This window comes from Nonomuraea sp. NPDC005650, from assembly GCF_040605375.1.
Classification (GTDB): domain Bacteria; phylum Actinomycetota; class Actinomycetes; order Streptosporangiales; family Streptosporangiaceae; genus Nonomuraea.
The window spans coordinates 1-14523 of the sequence record NZ_JBEXCR010000006.1; the positions used below are offsets into that span (position 1 = coordinate 1).

Sequence of the window (14523 nt, forward strand, 5' to 3'; positions counted from 1 at the left end):
GGGGCGGCGCGAGGGGCGGCGCGAGGGGCGGCGCGAGGGGCGGCGCGAGGGGCGGCGCGAGGGGCGGCGCGAAGACCGGCTCAAGCAGCAGCATGGACTGCAGTGCGAAGAGCGACTCAAGCAGCAGCATGGACCGCGGTGCGGAGAGCGACTCGGGCAGCGGCGTGGATGGTGGCGGGGAGAGTTTTCGCGGAGAGTTTTGAGGAGGGGCGCACATTCCCATCAAGCGCTGAGTGCGAATATCGAGCACTCGGCTGCGGAGATCGGTTTACAGGGGTGGGAATGTGCGGCGGGGTGGGGTCCCGGGGCGCGCCGCGACGCGTCCCCGGGAACCCGAATCAAGCCGCCCGTCAGAAACGAGCAACCCAGGGCCAGTCGAGGCCCCAGCCTGCGTGCTGGGGCCACCAACCGTAGTGGCTCCAGTCGTTGGGCCACCCCCAGTGGTGGTGGTGCCTCTGCCCGTGGTCGTCGTCGAAGTCGTCGTCGTCGTGCTTGTTGAAGCGCTTCTCGTGCCGGTCGTCGTCGGAGGAGTCGAACTTCTTCTCCTGCCGGTCGTCGTCGGAGGAGTCGAACTTCTTCTCGTAGTTGTAGTCGTAGTCGTCGAACTTCTTGGTGTCGTACTTATCCTCGTCGTAGCCGTAGGAGTCGTAGTCCTTCTCGAACCCGTCGTAGCGCTTCTTCTCGTCGCTGTCCTTCTGGTACCGGTCGTAGTCGTAGGAGTCGACGTCCATCTCAGACCGGTCGTAGTCGTACGACTTCTCGTAGTCGCCGTAGTCGAAGTTCTTCTTGTCGAACTTCTTCTCATGCTGGTTCTTGTCGAACTTCTTCTCGTCCCGGTCGGACTCGTAGGAGTCGAAGTCCTTCTCGTCCCGGTCAGATTCGTAGTTCTTCTCGTCCCGGTCGGACTCGTAGGAGTCGAAGTCCTTCTCGTCCCGATCGGATTCGTAGTTCTTCTCGTCCCGGTCGGACTCGTAGTTCTTCTCGTCCCGGTCGGACTCGTAGTTCTTCTCGTCGTAGTCGGAGAAGTCGTACTTCTCGTCGCCGTACTGCTTCTCGTCGTAGTCGGAGGAGTCGAACTTCTTGTTGTCGTACTGCTTCTCGTCGTAATCCGAGTAGTCGTACTTCTTGTCGTCGAAGTTCTTCTCGTCGTAGTCGGAGAAGTCAAACTTCTTGTCGTCGTACTGCTTCTCGTTCCGGCCGTAGTCGGAGGAGTCGTAGTCCTTCTCGTACCGGTCGGCGTCGTAGTTCTTCTCGTCGAACTTCTTCTCGTGGTCGCCGTACCCGTACGAGTTGTCCTTCTCGTAGGCATCCTCCTTCGCGTAGGAGTCATCCTTCTGGTAGGAATCCTCCTTCACGTTGGAGTCGTAATCCTTCTTCTCCCGGTCGTACGAGTCGTAGTCCTTCTCGTACGAGTCGGCGTCGTAATACTTCTTCTCGTCCTTGTGCTTACGGTACGAGCCGTCGTGCTTGTCACAGGCGTTAGCATCGCGGCGGCCGGCGTACACGCCCGTCTTGTCGATCTTCAGCGTGCTCCAGACATCGGATACGCAAAGATCGCCCGTGGCGGCACTGGCCGGGCCGGCCATCCCAACGAGCGCGGCGGCGACGATTAGCGCACCACCGGCCCCGGCTGCTATGAAGTTGACTTTCATGATCTCCCCCCGTTATCACGAAGTGACTTTGTCACTCTAAGTAGTTAGGACCGTAACGCGGCGTAACGGCACGCCCGGAACCTCTCGTCACTTGTCGACACCCTCAACCAAGATCGCTCGCTTATGTCCTCAGCTGACGTCAGATGCGGCCAGATGAGCGCTGATGTCGCTCCTGGGAAGATCGTTCCCGAGGCGATAGCTTTTGGTTATGACGCCAGGTCTTGGACCGGCCTCACCTGGGCGCCGCATCATCGCCACCATGACGACGCGACTTCTGCGCGGGCGGTGGGCGGCGGCGCTGGCCGCCTGCGCGCTCTTGGCGTGCTCCTGCAGTACTGCTGCTCCTATCGGCGCCCCCACCACCGGCCTCGCGCCCCGCCCCACCACCGGCCCTACCACCGGCCTCACAACCAGTCCCACCACCGGCCCGCCGACCGCCCCCGCGACTGCCCCCACCGCGAGCTCCACCGCCGGCGGGTCCACATCGGCGAGCTCTGGCATCGGTGCGCCTGTGGGTGTGGCACCGGAGGCGCGGGCCTATGCGGATGCCGTGAACGCCCGTGACCTGGACGCACTGGTCGCCGCCTTCGCCCCCGACGGCGAGGTCATCGACGTCGCCCGCTCCATCCGTGGGCACGACGCCATCCGCGAGTGGGCGCGCGCCGAGGTGATCGGGGGCACCCTGAAGGTCGTTTCCATCGTTGAGCGGCGGGCGAACGGGCAGAAGCTCCTGGTCCATTGGGCGCCCAGCGGCTCTGGCGGGTGGCGGGCGCACTACGACTTCACGGTCGCCGGCGGGCGCATCGTCCGGGCTGACCTGCAGTACGCCTGATCGGGCCCCGACGCGCAGGACCTCAGGGCTCCGAGGACGCACAGCGCAGTGCACAGGACCACACGACCGGAGGGCCCCGCAGCCCAAGGGATGCAGAGGCACGGAACGCAGGGCACGGAGCCAGGGGGCATGGCGCGGGGTGCGGGGTGCGGGGCACGGGGCGCGGAACCGGAGGGCGCGGAACCGGAGGGCCTCGCAGCCCAAGGAATGCAGAGGCCCGGGGCGCAGGACACGGAGGCCAAGGCGCAGGGCACGAAGCAGGGCGGGGAGTGGAGGGCGGGGTGCGGGAGTGGGGTGGGATTCTGTATGGCGGGATTCTGGATGCTGTATGGCATTTGGGTCTTGTAGCCGTCCGGATTGAGGATCACCCTGGCGGCAGGAGGCAGTGAGATGTCGCACCCACTCGGAGTAAGCCGACCGGATCTCGAAGTCACCGACCTACCCACGCCGGAAGAGGTCTTCAAGGTCTCTAAGATCGGCACCAAGGAACTGTTCAAGTACGCCATAGGCCCGAGCCTGATCGCGCTCGGCATCTCCATCGGCAGCGGCGAGTGGTTACTGGGACCCCTCAACGTGGGCCAGTACGGATTCGTCGGCGTCGGCTGGGTCATCGTCGTGTCGGCGCTGTTGCAGACGTTCTACAACGTCGAGTGCTCCAGGTACGTCCTGGCCACCGGCGAGACGCCCGTGGTCGGCTGGGGGCGGGTGCCGCCGGGGTGGCCGCTGTGGGTGCCGCTGTCCGTGCTCATCGTGATCTTCGCGTTCATCGCGGGCGGGTGGGCCGCGTCGGCGGGTCAGGGCGTGTACGCGCTCGTCCACGGCGTGCCACCGGCGGCCGACGACCTCGAACCTCGCTGGTGGGCCATCGGCCTGCTGGTGCTGGTGTTCCTGATCACCGCCGGGGCCAAGCGCATCAGCCGCGTGCTCGAACTGGCCAACTGGGTGATGGTCGGCACCATCCTCCTCGCCCTGTTGGCCGTCGACCTGCTCGTGGTGCCGTTCAGCCAGTGGTGGGAGGGCATCCGCGGCTTCCTCACCCCGGCCGCCCCGCCCGCCGGGATCACGGCGACCCAGCTGGGCGCCCTGGCCGGGTTCACCGCGCTGGCCTCGGGCCTGAACTGGTACGTCATGGGCCACTACCGTGACAAGGGCTACGGCATGGGCCACCGCGTGGGCTACATCTCCGGCCTGCGCGGCGAGCGGCGCGAGATCCTGGCCAGCGGCCTCACGTTCCCCGACGACGAGCTCAACCGGGGCCTGTGGCGCAGGTGGTACCGGCTGCTGCTGACCGACATGTGGGGCGTGTTCTTCGTCGGCGCCATCCTCGGCATGCTGTTGCCCACGATCCTCATGGCGCAGGCCGTCGCGATCGCCGGGGAGAAGCCCACGCGGGCGAACGTGCCGACGTTCGTGGCCAGCGCGCTCGGCGACCAGTACGGGCCGGTGAGCTTCTACGCCGCACTCGTGGTCGGCGTGCTGATCCTCTTCTCCACCCAGCTCGGCATCTTCGAGGCGATGGTACGCGTCACGACCGACGCGGCGAACGCCAGCAGCCCGCGCCTGCGTGCCCTGATCGCGGGCGACCCGCGCCGGTTCTACTACCCGTTCATGCTCCTGCTGCTGGTCGCCATCTCGATCATCATCTTCCAGTCGCTGCCGGTCGGCCTGGTGGAGTGGTCGGCCAACATGTCGAACCTGGGCGCGCTGATCTACCCGTTCCTGCTCATGTATCTGAACAGCAAGCTGCCGCGCCCGGCCCGCCCGCGCCCGTGGCACTACGTCATCCTCGTGCTCAACTTCCTGTTCTTCGGCTTCTTCTTCGTGAACTTCATCGCCGACTTCATCGGAGACCCGCTGGTGACGTTCTGACGAGGAAGACGTCGCCGTTGCCCGGCGCGTCGGCGCCCTTCGGGGTGCCGTAGGTAAGGCCCGTGATCGCCACCTCGCCGGACGGGGTGGCGGTCGCGTACAGGTTGGGCTCGTTGAACGCGTCCACGCCGTCGTCCCTGGCGGTGCCGAGCTGGGCGGCGGCGCTCTGCCTGCCCCTGCCGTCCAGCCGCAGCGTCAGGACGTCGGCGCCGCCCGCCTGGACGCCCACCCGGCCGCGGGTGTAGCCGGCCACCTCGACCTCGCCGCCCGCGAGCGGGACCACGGCGGCGCCCGCGTCGGTGCCGGTGGTGGTGAGGGTGTGCTGCCAGCGCTGCTTGCCCTGGCCGGTGTAGGCGGCGGTGTACGCGTGCCCGCCGACGCCGCCCGTGGCCACGGCCAGGCCGGTCGTGGTGACGGCCACCGCGTTCAGCCGGTCGCTCGCGCTGCCGCCCGCCGTGACGGCCCACTTCCTGGTGCCGTCCGTCGTGAACGCGGCCAGCCACCCGCCGGGCGCGGTCGTGCCAGGCCCAGTGGATGGCAGGGCGGCACTCGCGCCGCCGGTGACGTAGACGTTCGAGGCATCCACGGCGACGCCGTAGGCCTTGTCCTCGCCCGCGCCGCCGTACTGGCGGATCCAGGACACCTCGCCGCCCGGGGCGAGGCGGGCGAGGATGGCGTCCTTGTCGCCGCTGTTGGCGCCGTCCAGCGCGCCCTTGGTGTAGCCCACGACGTACGCGCCGCCGTCGGGCGCGGCGGCCAGGCCGTAGAGACGGTCGGCCACGCCCGGCACGCCGAACTGCGTGACCCAGCGGACGGTTCCACTCGCATCCAGGTTGGCCACGAACGCGTCGTCCGTGGTGTTGCCCGCGTGCCGCCCGTCCAGGTCGCCCTTGGTGTACCCGGCCGCCAGCACGCCGCCGTCCGGCAGGGCCGCCACGCCGTACAGGCGCTCGTCGGCCGGGGTGCCGAGCTGCTTGGTCCAGCCGCCGACGCGGGTGAGGACCGCGTTCCCGCCGGCCGCGTACCCGATGGTCAGGGAGCCGTCCGCGTGGGCCGCCACTCCCCCGGCCCAGTCGGGGCCGGCCGTTCCGTACAGCGGGGCAGGCAGGCCGGTCGGCGGCGTGACGCTGAGGCCCGGGCCCAGCTCGGCCATGGCCTGCTCGAACGCGGGCTCCCAGACCGTCCAGTCGTGGCCGCCGTCCATGACGCGCAGCTGCGCGGAGAGCGCGGGCGAGCGCCGGGCGGCGTTGTAGAGGGCGGCGGACTCGAAGTCCAGGTCGTGGCGGGCGTCGGCGGGGTCCGGGTTGGCGTACTCGTCGTCGCCGACCGCCACGAACAGCCGCACCGGCAGGTCGGCGTCCAGCTTCGGCAGCAGGGCCGGGTAGTTGAGCGCCCGGTAGACCTCGTCGGAGAACTTCGCGCCGCCCTCGCCGAACGCCCCGTAGTCGCGGGCGGAGGAGTCGGACGGCGGCAGCGGCGTGTAGACGGCCGGGCTGAGCACGGCGGCGGCGCTGAACAGGTCCTGGTGCGCGAGCGCGAACCGCAGCGCGCCCGCGCCGCCCATCGAGTACCCGCCGACCAGGCGGGCCTCCCTGATGGGCGCCGTACGGTACGTCGCGTCCACGTACGCCACCAGGTCCTTGGTCAGGGCCGTCTCGATCGGCCTGCCGGGCAGGTCGGCGCCGGTGTAGCGGGAGTCCACGTACCAGCCGCCGCGCTCGCTCCAGGGGGCGTCCGGCATGACGGCGATGACGGGCGGGATGCGCTTGGTCCGGATCATGTCGTCGAGCAGGGTCTTGACCCGGGTCCAGGCCTGCATCGTGTCGCCCCGGCCGTGGAGGAGGTAGAGCACGGGGTGGCGGTCGCTGCCCCGGTCGTAGCCGCTGGGCAGGTAGACGTTGTAGGCGATGTTCTCGCCCAGTGCCTGGGACGGGGCGGAGCCGGCGGTCAGCGTGCCGCCCGCCCGTACCTCCGTCTCGCCCGGCGCGGCCAGGAAGGACAGTGACGCCAGGACGGCGAGCACGGCGATCCAGCGGGGTTTGCGCATCAACCGCTCCCGTAAACGTTTACAGTACGCACCTTGCGGTGTTTCGGGAGAGTTTCGTGGTGAAGGTGTGGCCGTGTCAACCGCCTTCCGGCGGGGGCGCGCCGGGCGGGTGGCCCGGCGCGCCCCCGGCTCAGCGGCCGAACATCTCCAGCAGTTCCTCCGCGCGCCGGGTGCGGGTGATCCACACCTCGCGCCCGCGCCGCTCCCTGGTGATCAGCTGGGCGGCGCTCAACCGGTCGCAGTGGTACGTGATGCTGCTGGGCGCGACCTGCATGCCGGCCGCCAGCATGCTCATGGTCATGGGCTGGCCGATCGCGACGAGCAGATCCGCGCGGACCGGCCCGACCAGCGCCGACAAGTCGTCGAACGCCGGCGCGACGGGCCGGTGCCACAGCGTCTCCGCTCCGGGCACCGGGTACGCGATCCAGACGGCCTCGTCGTGGTCCAGGCTGACGATGACGGCGTCCTTGCCCGCCAGCATCGGCACCAGGACGATCCTCCGGTCGCCCAGCTCGAACGTGCTCGATTCCACGTCGGCGATGAGCAGCCCGCGCTCGCCGTACATGATGCGGCTGTTGAGAGCGCCGAGCAGCAGCTCGGGGCCGCCGCGGACGGCGGCGATGCCGACACGCTGGACCTCCCTGTCCAGCAGCGCGCGGGCCCGTCGCCAGACGGGCTCGGTGGTGTTCCAGACGGCGCCGAGGGCGTCGGCGTAGCCGTGCAGCCAGCGGTCGGGCCGTTCGGCCGCCGAACGCCAGTGAATGGGCACCGGCCCCTGGCCGAACGCCTGCTCCAGATCCCTGGACAGGCTGTCGGGCGAGAGGTCGCGCAGGGCGCCGAGCTGGGCCTGTACGGAGATGTCTCCGCTGGTGGGTGTCCGCGGCACGATGCTGTCGGGAACCACCGAGTAGCCGGGGGCGGCCAGGGGGCGCACCGCCTGGTGCCCCTGCGGGCTGACTCGCGCCCTGATCGCCTTGCGCCAGAGCTCCGGCAGACCGCGGCGGCGGCCCGCGAGGGCGTCGGCGATCATCGCGAGGGCGGTCAGGTGTGGCGAGATCGAGATGGACAGCTGCGGCGCGGAGGTGATGCGCAGTTCGCTCCACATAGTGGTGCTGATTACGTCGGCTCCTTCAGATCGGACTCGATCGGGTAACGATCTACAACCTATTGGCGACGCTTTCGTCCCACTTACAGCGTGGTTGCACGGTTATGATCGCGGAGCGTTTCTCTGCGGGCACGCGGAGCCGCCCGCGGCGACCGGGGTCACCGGCCACCGCGGGAGCAGGACAAACGGGTTACCAGTCGCCGCCCTCGTCCTCGTCCCCCTCGAAGATCTCCTCGACGATCTCCCCCGCCACGAGGCCACCCACGACGCCCGCGGCGCCGGCGGCGGCCACCGTGCCCCAGCCCGGACCGCGGCGCTCCTCGTGGTGGCCGCCGTGGTGGTGCGGGTCGTAGTGGCCACCATGGTGCGGGTCGTAGTGCCCGCCGTGATGGGGGTCGTAGTGGCCGCCGTGGTGGACGGGCCCGTACTGGGCGAGGCCGTCCAGCCAGCGGCCCAGCTCGCCCGCCCAGTCGGTACGCAGGGCGTCGTCGTGGCTGACGTGGAAACGGCCGATCGCGTCGCTCGACGAGTAGCGCCCGGAACGCTTGTCCGCCTCCAGCACCACCTCGAGCCCCGCGGGGTCGGCCACGAACGTCACCTCGACCTCGCCCACCCGGCCGGCGTAGTGGCCGGTCGGGTAGAACTCGATCTCCTGGTAGAACGGCAACTGCTGGTGCACCCCATACAGGTGCCCCGCCTCCAGGTCGGCCGACCTGAACCCGAACCCGAGCCCCAGGAACGCCTCCAGGATGCGCAGCTGCGACGGCAGCGGCTCGATCGAGATCATGTCGAGGTCGCCCTTGTCGACGGCCTTGGCGATGGCCAGCTCGGTGCGCACGCCGATCGCCATCCCGGTCAGCGGCTGCCCGCCGATCTCGCTGATCGGCGCCTCCCACGGCACCGGCAGCTCGAACCCGATGACGCGGTCCTCGCCCTTACGCAGCGTGAACGGCCCGGAGACCCGCGAACTGGCGAACGCGCCGAGCCCGCCGTGCTCGCTGTCGCCGTGCTCGATCTCGACCCTGGCCACCAGGCCGAGGGTGACGTGCTCGATCTCGGCGTCGAAGTCGCCGCCCTTGAGTCGTACCTCCCCGCGCAGCGTGCCGCCCGGCTGGGTCCTCGGGGTGGACAGTACGGTGTCCACCGAAGGCGCGCCGACGCCGAAAGCACCCAGCATCCGTTTGAAGACCACGGCTCTGTTCTCCCTGTTGCAAGATCGGGTTGGGTTGTCTGCCGCTGGCCACAACGATCAACGCCGGGTCTGGAGTTCCGCCGGCCGGGGCTTGCCCGCTATGTCGCTTTTCCCTGCGACCCGCATGCGCCACGGCGGACGAAGCACGGGACAACGGCCTCTGCGCCGAGGAGCGGCGTACGACGCGGCGAGCGCAGTGGTGCAGGCGCGGGGCCGTGGCGTCGGGCGACGGTCAAAGGCCGGGGGTCAAGCGCTGGGGTCGGGGGTGGGGTCGGGGGTGGCGGCGGGGGGTGGGGTGAGGCCGCCGGAGGCGTTGACGCGGTCGACGAAGCGGCAGATGTGGTCCCGGAGCAGGTCGGCCGTCTGCGCCGCGACGCCGGACTGGGCCGCGCGCAGGATGCCGCGGTGTTCCTCGGCCTCGCGCTCCCACGTCGCCGCCCGGCTCCACGCCGCCGCCGAGATCAGGGCGGTCTGGTCGCGCAGGGAGTCGAGGGTGGAGACGAGCAGCGGATTGCCGCAGCCGGCGTAGAGGGCGCGGTGGAAGTCGCGGTTGGCCAGGCTGCGATCGGCCCGGTCGGCGGCCTCGTCGGCGCGGCGCAGGGCGTCGGCGGCCGGGGCCAGGTCGGCGCCCCGCTGGACCGTACGGGAGACCGCCTCAGGCTCCAGCAGCAGGCGCAGGTCGTAGACCGACTCCATCAGCGCCGTGTCCACCGTGCGCACCGTCGCGCCCTTGTACTCGCTCATCGTGACCAGCCCGGCGCCCGCCAGCGTCTTCAGCGCCTCACGCACCGGCGTCTTCGACACGCCGAGCTGCTGGGCCAGGTCGGTCTCGACCAGGGGCTGGCCCGGCTGGAGCGCGCCGGTCAGGATCGCGTGCTTGATCGCCTCAAGGACCACCGTGCCCCGCGAGGACATTGACCTGGGCTGCCCGCCGAAGACGGGTGACGCGATGCTCATGACCAGAAGATATCTTACATCGCATCTCGTATATGACCGCTGTTTCGGTTACAGTCGCGTCAATTAACGACTTCAGGGACTTCACGAAGGGAGCCCGTACGAAAAAGAGAGCCGTCCGGTGTGACCCGCGGACACGGGCCACACCGGTGATGACGGCTCACCACGCGCTGGACCGGACGGAACACCGGAGGGCGTCGCGCCAACGACGCCGGCCGGGAACGCGATCCGGCGGTCCCGCGTGGCCACTGCACTGACCTGCAGCATGGAGCTCGAAATGCAGTCTAACTCCGCCATGCCCGCCCCCGCCGTGCCCGCGACAGCGCGACCCGCACGGTCCCGACTCCGCTGGACGATCATCACGATGTCGGGCCTCGGCCTGACGATCGCCTACCTCGACCGGTCCAGCCTCAGCGTCGCCAGCACCTACATGCAGCAGGAGCTGGGATTCGACCAGACCATGAAGGGGGTCCTGCTCTCCTCGTTCTTCTGGAGCTACGCGATCTTCCAGCTGCCCTCCGGCTGGCTGCTCGACCGGTTCGGCCCCCGCCTCATCTATCCCATCGCCGTCGTGTGGTGGTCGTTGTGGACCGCCGCCACCGCGCTGGCCGGCGGGTTCGCCTCGCTGATCGTCTGCCGGCTCGGCCTCGGCATGGGCGAGGCACCCGTGCAACCGGCCAACATCAAGGTGGTCTCCGCCTGGTTCCCGCGTAGGGAGCGGGCGCTGGCCTCCAGCCTGTTCGACACCGGCCAGCAGGTCGGCGTGGCCCTGTCGGTCCCGGTGGTGACCGGGCTCATCGCGGCCTTCGGCTGGCGGGCGGCGTTCGTGGTGATCGGCGCGCTCGGACTGTTCTGGGTGGTCGGGTGGCTGATGATCTACCGCCAGCCGCAGGAGCACCCGCGCATCTCCCAGGCCGAGCTCGACTACATCGAGGGCGGCGACGCGGCCGTGCCCGAGACCGGGCCGAAGGTGCGCTGGGTCTCGCTGCTGCGCTATCCGACCGTGTGGGGGCTGGTGCTCGGTTACATCTGCCGCTCGGCCACCGGCGCGTTCTTCCTGACCTGGTACCCGAGCTACCTGGTGGAGGACCGCGGTTTCACGATCCTGCAGCTGGGCGTGTTCGGCTCGATCCCGGCCCTGCTCGGGGTGGGCGCCACGATCGCGGGCGGCGCGTTCTCCGACTGGCTGGTACGCCGCGGCGTCCCCATCGCCCGCGCCCGCAAGATCCCCATCATCACCGGCATGCTGCTGGCCTCCACGATCGCGCTGACCACGTTCGTGCCGGGCAACGTGGCCGTCATGATCCTGCTGTCGGTCAGCAACTGCGCCCACTCCTTCGCCGGCGCCGCCATCCTCAGCCTGCCCGCCGAGGTGGCCCCGTCGCCGTCGGTGGTCGGCTCGGTCGCGGGCTTCCAGAACTTCGGCTCCCAGATCGGCAACATCATCAGCCCGATCCTCATCGGGTTCTTCCTGACGCTGAGCGGCAACTCCTACACCGGGCCGATGCTCTTCGCCGGGGCGACGGCCATCCTGGGCACGCTCATCTACGGGTTCGTGGTGAAGATCCGCCCGCTGAACGAAAGCAGAGGTTGATTCTTGCGTACTGTGCTGAACGACGTCGCGGCCGTCACGGTGACGCCCTTCGACGAGGGCGGCGCCGTGGATCTCGACGCGAACGCCAAGCTCGTGCGCAGGCTGGTCGACGCGGGTGTCAACGTGATCACGCCGAACGGCAACACGGGCGAGTTCTACGCGCTCAGCCCGGCCGAGCGGAGCCAGGTGCTGGAGTCCACGGTGGCCGCGGCAGGTGACGACGCCACCGTGCTGGCGGGCGTCGGGCTGGACGTGGCCTCGGCCGTGGAGTCCGCCCGGCAGGCCCGCGACCTGGGCGTGCGCATGGTGATGGTGCACCAGCCCGTGCACCCGTACGTGTCGGGCGAGGGCTGGGTGGGCTACCACCGCGAGATCGCCCGCGCGGTGCCCGAGCTGGGCGTCGTCCCCTACATCCGCAGCCCGCGCATCGGCGGGGCCGAGGTGCGGCAGCTGGGCGAGGAGTGCCCGAACGTGGTCGGGGTCAAGTACGCGGTGCCCGATCCGGTGAGGTTCGCCTCGGTCGCCCGGGACGCCGGGCTCGACCGGTTCGCCTGGTTGTGCGGGCTCGCGGAGCCGTACACGCCGGCGTACTGGGCGGTCGGGGCGCGCGGCTTCACCTCGGGCCTGGTCACCGCGGCGCCCTCGCTCACGCTGCGGATGCGCGACGCGCTGCGCGCGGGCGACTATCCGGCGGCGATGGAGGTATGGGAGCTGATCAGGCGGTTCGAGGAACTGCGGGGCGCGGACGCCTCGGCCGACAACGTGTCGGTCGTCAAGGAGGCGCTCGCCCAGCTCGGGCTCTGCCGCCGCGACGTCCGGCCGCCCAGCCGGGCGCTGCCCGACACCGTACGCGACGAGGTGGCCACGATCCTGGCCGCCTGGCAGGAAGGAGGAGCATGAAGATCACCGCGTTGCGGACGTACATGCAGCGCGTCGGCAACCGGCCGCGGCTGCTGGTGAAGATCGAGACCGACGAGGGCGTGTCCGGTTGGGGCGAGGCCTACAACCACGGGCCCGACCACGCGCTGCCGCCGGTGCTGGAGTACATGTTCCGGCAGATCGAGGGGGTGGACCCGCGGCGGGTCGAGTACGTGGTGCGCCGCCTGCTCCAGGAGGCCCGTTTCCCGCCGGGCGCGCTCGGGCTGGCCGCCATCGCGGCCATCGACCAGGCGTTGTGGGACATCTCCGGCAAAGCGGCGGGCCTGCCGGTCTACATGCTGCTCGGCGGCAACGTACGCGACCGCGTCCCGGTCTACTGCGGCGTCTACACCGCGCCCGACCCGCCCGCCTGCCGCGACCTCACCCAGGAGCTGAACGACCGCTACGGCTTCACCGCCTTCAAGCTGAGCCCGTACCGGCGCGACCTGTACGCGGGCCGGTGGGGCAACGTGTGCAAGGAGGCGGCCGACTACTTCGCCGAGATCCGCTCGACGAGCCCGCCGGAGTGGGAGTTCGCCTTCGAGGCCCACGCCCGCATCTTCGAGCCGCGCCAGGCGATCCAGCTCGGCAACGCGCTGGCCCCGTACGACCCGCTCTGGTTCGAGGAGCCGATCAGGCCCGAGTACATCCCGGCGTGGGGGCACCTGCGCTCCCAGCTCGACGTGCCGCTCGCGACCGGGGAGTCGCTGTTCCTGCCGCAGGACTTCCTGGCCCTGCTGACGGCCGGCGGGGCGGACATCGTCCAGCCGGACGTGTGCGTGGTCGGCGGGCTGGCCCAGCTGCGCAGGATCGCGGCCATCGCGGAGGCGCACTTCGCGAGCGTGGCCCCGCACAACCCGATGGGACCGCTGGCGACCGCCGTGAACGTGCACTTCGCGGCCACCCATCACGGGCTGAAGCTGCTGGAGTACAAGCCGGACGACACGACGTGGTGCCCGGACCCGTACCTGCCGGTGGACGGCTACCTGGAGCTGCGGCCCGACCGGCCGGGCTGGGGGGTGGAGATCGACGAGTCGGCCCTGCGCACCGACGACTACGTGCATTGGGAGCGCGTCCTGCCCATCCGCCCGGACGGCTCCACCGGATACGTCTGACGCTCACCACTCGAACCGCCCGGTGAACACCCGCCCGGCCGGCACGCCGTGCGCCCGCCCCGGCGAAGAGGGCCTCGTCGGGGCGGCGGGTGGCGTGGAAGAGGGAGACGTCCGGCCGCCGCAACCGCCCGGTGAATGAAAGCGGGTGCGTTCCCCGCAGGTGAGGCGTGGGTCACATTCGCCTGGACGGCGTCACACTCCGGGTGCCGGCGAGCCTCTCAGGAGGCATGACAGACAACACGATCCTGGTGACCGGCGCGACCGGCACCGTCGGGCGTCCCCTGGTCGAGCTGCTTCTCGCCGAAGGCGCCGCGGTCCGCGCCGTCAGCCGCGACCCTCGCGCGGCGCGGCTCCCCGCCGGGGCGGAGGTCGTCGAGGGCGACCCGGCCAGGCCGGCCACGCTGGCCCGCCACCTGGACGGCGTCAGCGCCGTCTTCCTGCACTCGCGCGTCATCGGCGACCGCGCCGGCGAACTGCTCGCGCTCGCCAAGGAGCGCGGCGCGACGCGCGTGGCGGCCCTGTCGGCGATGAACATCGACGAACCGCTCGACCAGCAGCCCTCCCGCTTCCGCGGCGACCGGAACAAGGAGGCCGAGGCCGCCGCCGTGGCCAGCGGGCTGAGCTGGACCAGCCTGCGGGCCGGCTCGTTCGCGTCCAACGCGGTCACCTCCTGGGGCGCCCAGATCCGCGCCGGCGACACCGTCCGGTACGTGCACGCGTCGTTCCAGGAGGCGCCGCTCGACGATCGGGACCTGGTCGAGGTGGCCGCCCGCGCGCTGCTCACCGACGACCTGGCCGGGCGCAGGGTCGAGCTGACCGGCCCGCGGTCGATGACCCACGAGGAGATGGTGCGGATCATCGGTGCGGCGATCGGCCGGCCGCTGCGCTTCCAGGAGATCCCGCCGGAGGCCGCCGAGCGCGCCATGGTCGGGAGGGGCCTGCCGCAACCGTTCGTACGGGCCCTGATGGACAGGTACGCCAGGGCCGGCTCCCGGCCCCATCCGGTGGCGGAGGAGGTGGCGAAGATCCTCGGCCGCCCCGCGCGGACGTTCGCCGAATGGGCGGAAGATCACGCACACCTTTTCGCGGATAACAATTAGCTGTGAACCCTGCTCCCGATGTGCCCCTTTTAGGCCACCCATGGAACGCTACAGACGGTATACCAATGGCGAGGATCAGGTGAGAACCGGGTGGCATCGACTAGCGGGGGATCGATCTTGCGGAGGCTCGGCAGAGCGAGCGTCT

At 70.2% G+C, this 14523-nt stretch carries 11 protein-coding genes; 6 read left to right on the forward strand and 5 right to left on the reverse strand.

From position 1 onward, the window contains the following. Nucleotides 1-350: 350 nt before the first annotated feature. Nucleotides 351-1652 carry a hypothetical protein gene (locus tag ABZS69_RS11705; RefSeq protein ID WP_355369884.1) on the reverse strand — a complete coding sequence of 434 codons (1302 nt, stop codon included), beginning with the start codon at nucleotides 1650-1652 and terminating at the stop codon, nucleotides 351-353. A gap of 259 nt (nucleotides 1653-1911) precedes the next feature. On the opposite strand from ABZS69_RS11705, the gene ABZS69_RS11710 reads away from it, so the two are divergent. Further along, the gene (locus ABZS69_RS11710; protein WP_355369886.1) at nucleotides 1912-2484 is read left to right on the forward strand and encodes a nuclear transport factor 2 family protein; all 573 of its coding nucleotides are present in this window, start codon (nucleotides 1912-1914) and stop codon (nucleotides 2482-2484) included. A gap of 390 nt (nucleotides 2485-2874) precedes the next feature. Then, nucleotides 2875-4353: an Nramp family divalent metal transporter gene (locus ABZS69_RS11715; RefSeq protein ID WP_355369888.1), complete on the forward strand. Its 1479-nt coding sequence runs from the start codon at nucleotides 2875-2877 to the stop codon at nucleotides 4351-4353. On the opposite strand, the gene ABZS69_RS11720 is transcribed toward ABZS69_RS11715, so the two are convergent. The 4 genes from ABZS69_RS11720 to ABZS69_RS11735 form a co-directional block, all read right to left on the reverse strand. Beyond that, nucleotides 4325-6400, reverse strand: a complete 2076-nt coding sequence (locus tag ABZS69_RS11720) for an alpha/beta hydrolase-fold protein (protein WP_355369890.1) — start codon at nucleotides 6398-6400, stop codon at nucleotides 4325-4327. The genes ABZS69_RS11715 and ABZS69_RS11720 overlap by 29 nt on opposite strands. Nucleotides 6401-6530: 130 nt before the next feature. After that, a complete protein-coding gene (locus tag ABZS69_RS11725) occupies nucleotides 6531-7505 on the reverse strand; it encodes a hypothetical protein (RefSeq protein WP_355369892.1) in 975 nt (324 codons plus the stop codon). Between the two features lie 190 nt (nucleotides 7506-7695). Next, on the reverse strand, nucleotides 7696-8697 hold the full coding sequence (locus tag ABZS69_RS11730) for a sporulation protein (protein ID WP_355369894.1): 1002 nt from the start codon (nucleotides 8695-8697) through the stop codon (nucleotides 7696-7698). Nucleotides 8698-8943: 246 nt separating this feature from the next. Next, nucleotides 8944-9654, reverse strand: a complete 711-nt coding sequence (locus ABZS69_RS11735) for a GntR family transcriptional regulator (protein ID WP_355369896.1) — start codon at nucleotides 9652-9654, stop codon at nucleotides 8944-8946. 274 nt (nucleotides 9655-9928) lie between these two features. On the opposite strand from ABZS69_RS11735, the gene ABZS69_RS11740 reads away from it, so the two are divergent. The 4 genes from ABZS69_RS11740 (at nucleotide 9929) to ABZS69_RS11755 (ending at nucleotide 14378) form a co-directional block, all read left to right on the forward strand. After that, a complete protein-coding gene (locus tag ABZS69_RS11740; RefSeq protein ID WP_355369898.1) occupies nucleotides 9929-11245 on the forward strand; it encodes an MFS transporter in 1317 nt (438 codons plus the stop codon). 12 nt (nucleotides 11246-11257) lie between these two features. Further along, entirely contained in the window at nucleotides 11258-12145 is an 888-nt protein-coding gene (locus tag ABZS69_RS11745; protein WP_355370643.1) for a dihydrodipicolinate synthase family protein, read from the forward strand. After that, nucleotides 12142-13278, forward strand: coding sequence for a mandelate racemase/muconate lactonizing enzyme family protein (locus tag ABZS69_RS11750; protein WP_355369900.1), 1137 nt, complete (start codon nucleotides 12142-12144; stop codon nucleotides 13276-13278). Before ABZS69_RS11745 ends, ABZS69_RS11750 begins: the two co-directional genes overlap by 4 nt. 227 nt (nucleotides 13279-13505) lie before the next feature. Beyond that, the gene (locus ABZS69_RS11755; RefSeq protein ID WP_355369902.1) at nucleotides 13506-14378 is read left to right on the forward strand and encodes an NAD(P)H-binding protein; all 873 of its coding nucleotides are present in this window, start codon (nucleotides 13506-13508) and stop codon (nucleotides 14376-14378) included. Nucleotides 14379-14523: the final 145 nt, after the last annotated feature.

Coding starts and splice junctions, on each gene's coding strand:
- ABZS69_RS11750 (WP_355369900.1), top strand. CDS start 12,142: ATGAAGATCACCGCGTTGCGGACGTACATGCAGCGCGTCGGCAACCGG.
- ABZS69_RS11755 (WP_355369902.1), top strand. CDS start 13,506: ATGACAGACAACACGATCCTGGTGACCGGCGCGACCGGCACCGTCGGG.
- ABZS69_RS11740 (WP_355369898.1), top strand. CDS start 9,929: ATGCAGTCTAACTCCGCCATGCCCGCCCCCGCCGTGCCCGCGACAGCG.
- ABZS69_RS11715 (WP_355369888.1), top strand. CDS start 2,875: ATGTCGCACCCACTCGGAGTAAGCCGACCGGATCTCGAAGTCACCGAC.
- ABZS69_RS11735 (WP_355369896.1), bottom strand. CDS start 9,654: ATGAGCATCGCGTCACCCGTCTTCGGCGGGCAGCCCAGGTCAATGTCC.
- ABZS69_RS11710 (WP_355369886.1), top strand. CDS start 1,912: ATGACGACGCGACTTCTGCGCGGGCGGTGGGCGGCGGCGCTGGCCGCC.
- ABZS69_RS11725 (WP_355369892.1), bottom strand. CDS start 7,505: ATGTGGAGCGAACTGCGCATCACCTCCGCGCCGCAGCTGTCCATCTCG.
- ABZS69_RS11720 (WP_355369890.1), bottom strand. CDS start 6,400: ATGCGCAAACCCCGCTGGATCGCCGTGCTCGCCGTCCTGGCGTCACTG.
- ABZS69_RS11705 (WP_355369884.1), bottom strand. CDS start 1,652: ATGAAAGTCAACTTCATAGCAGCCGGGGCCGGTGGTGCGCTAATCGTC.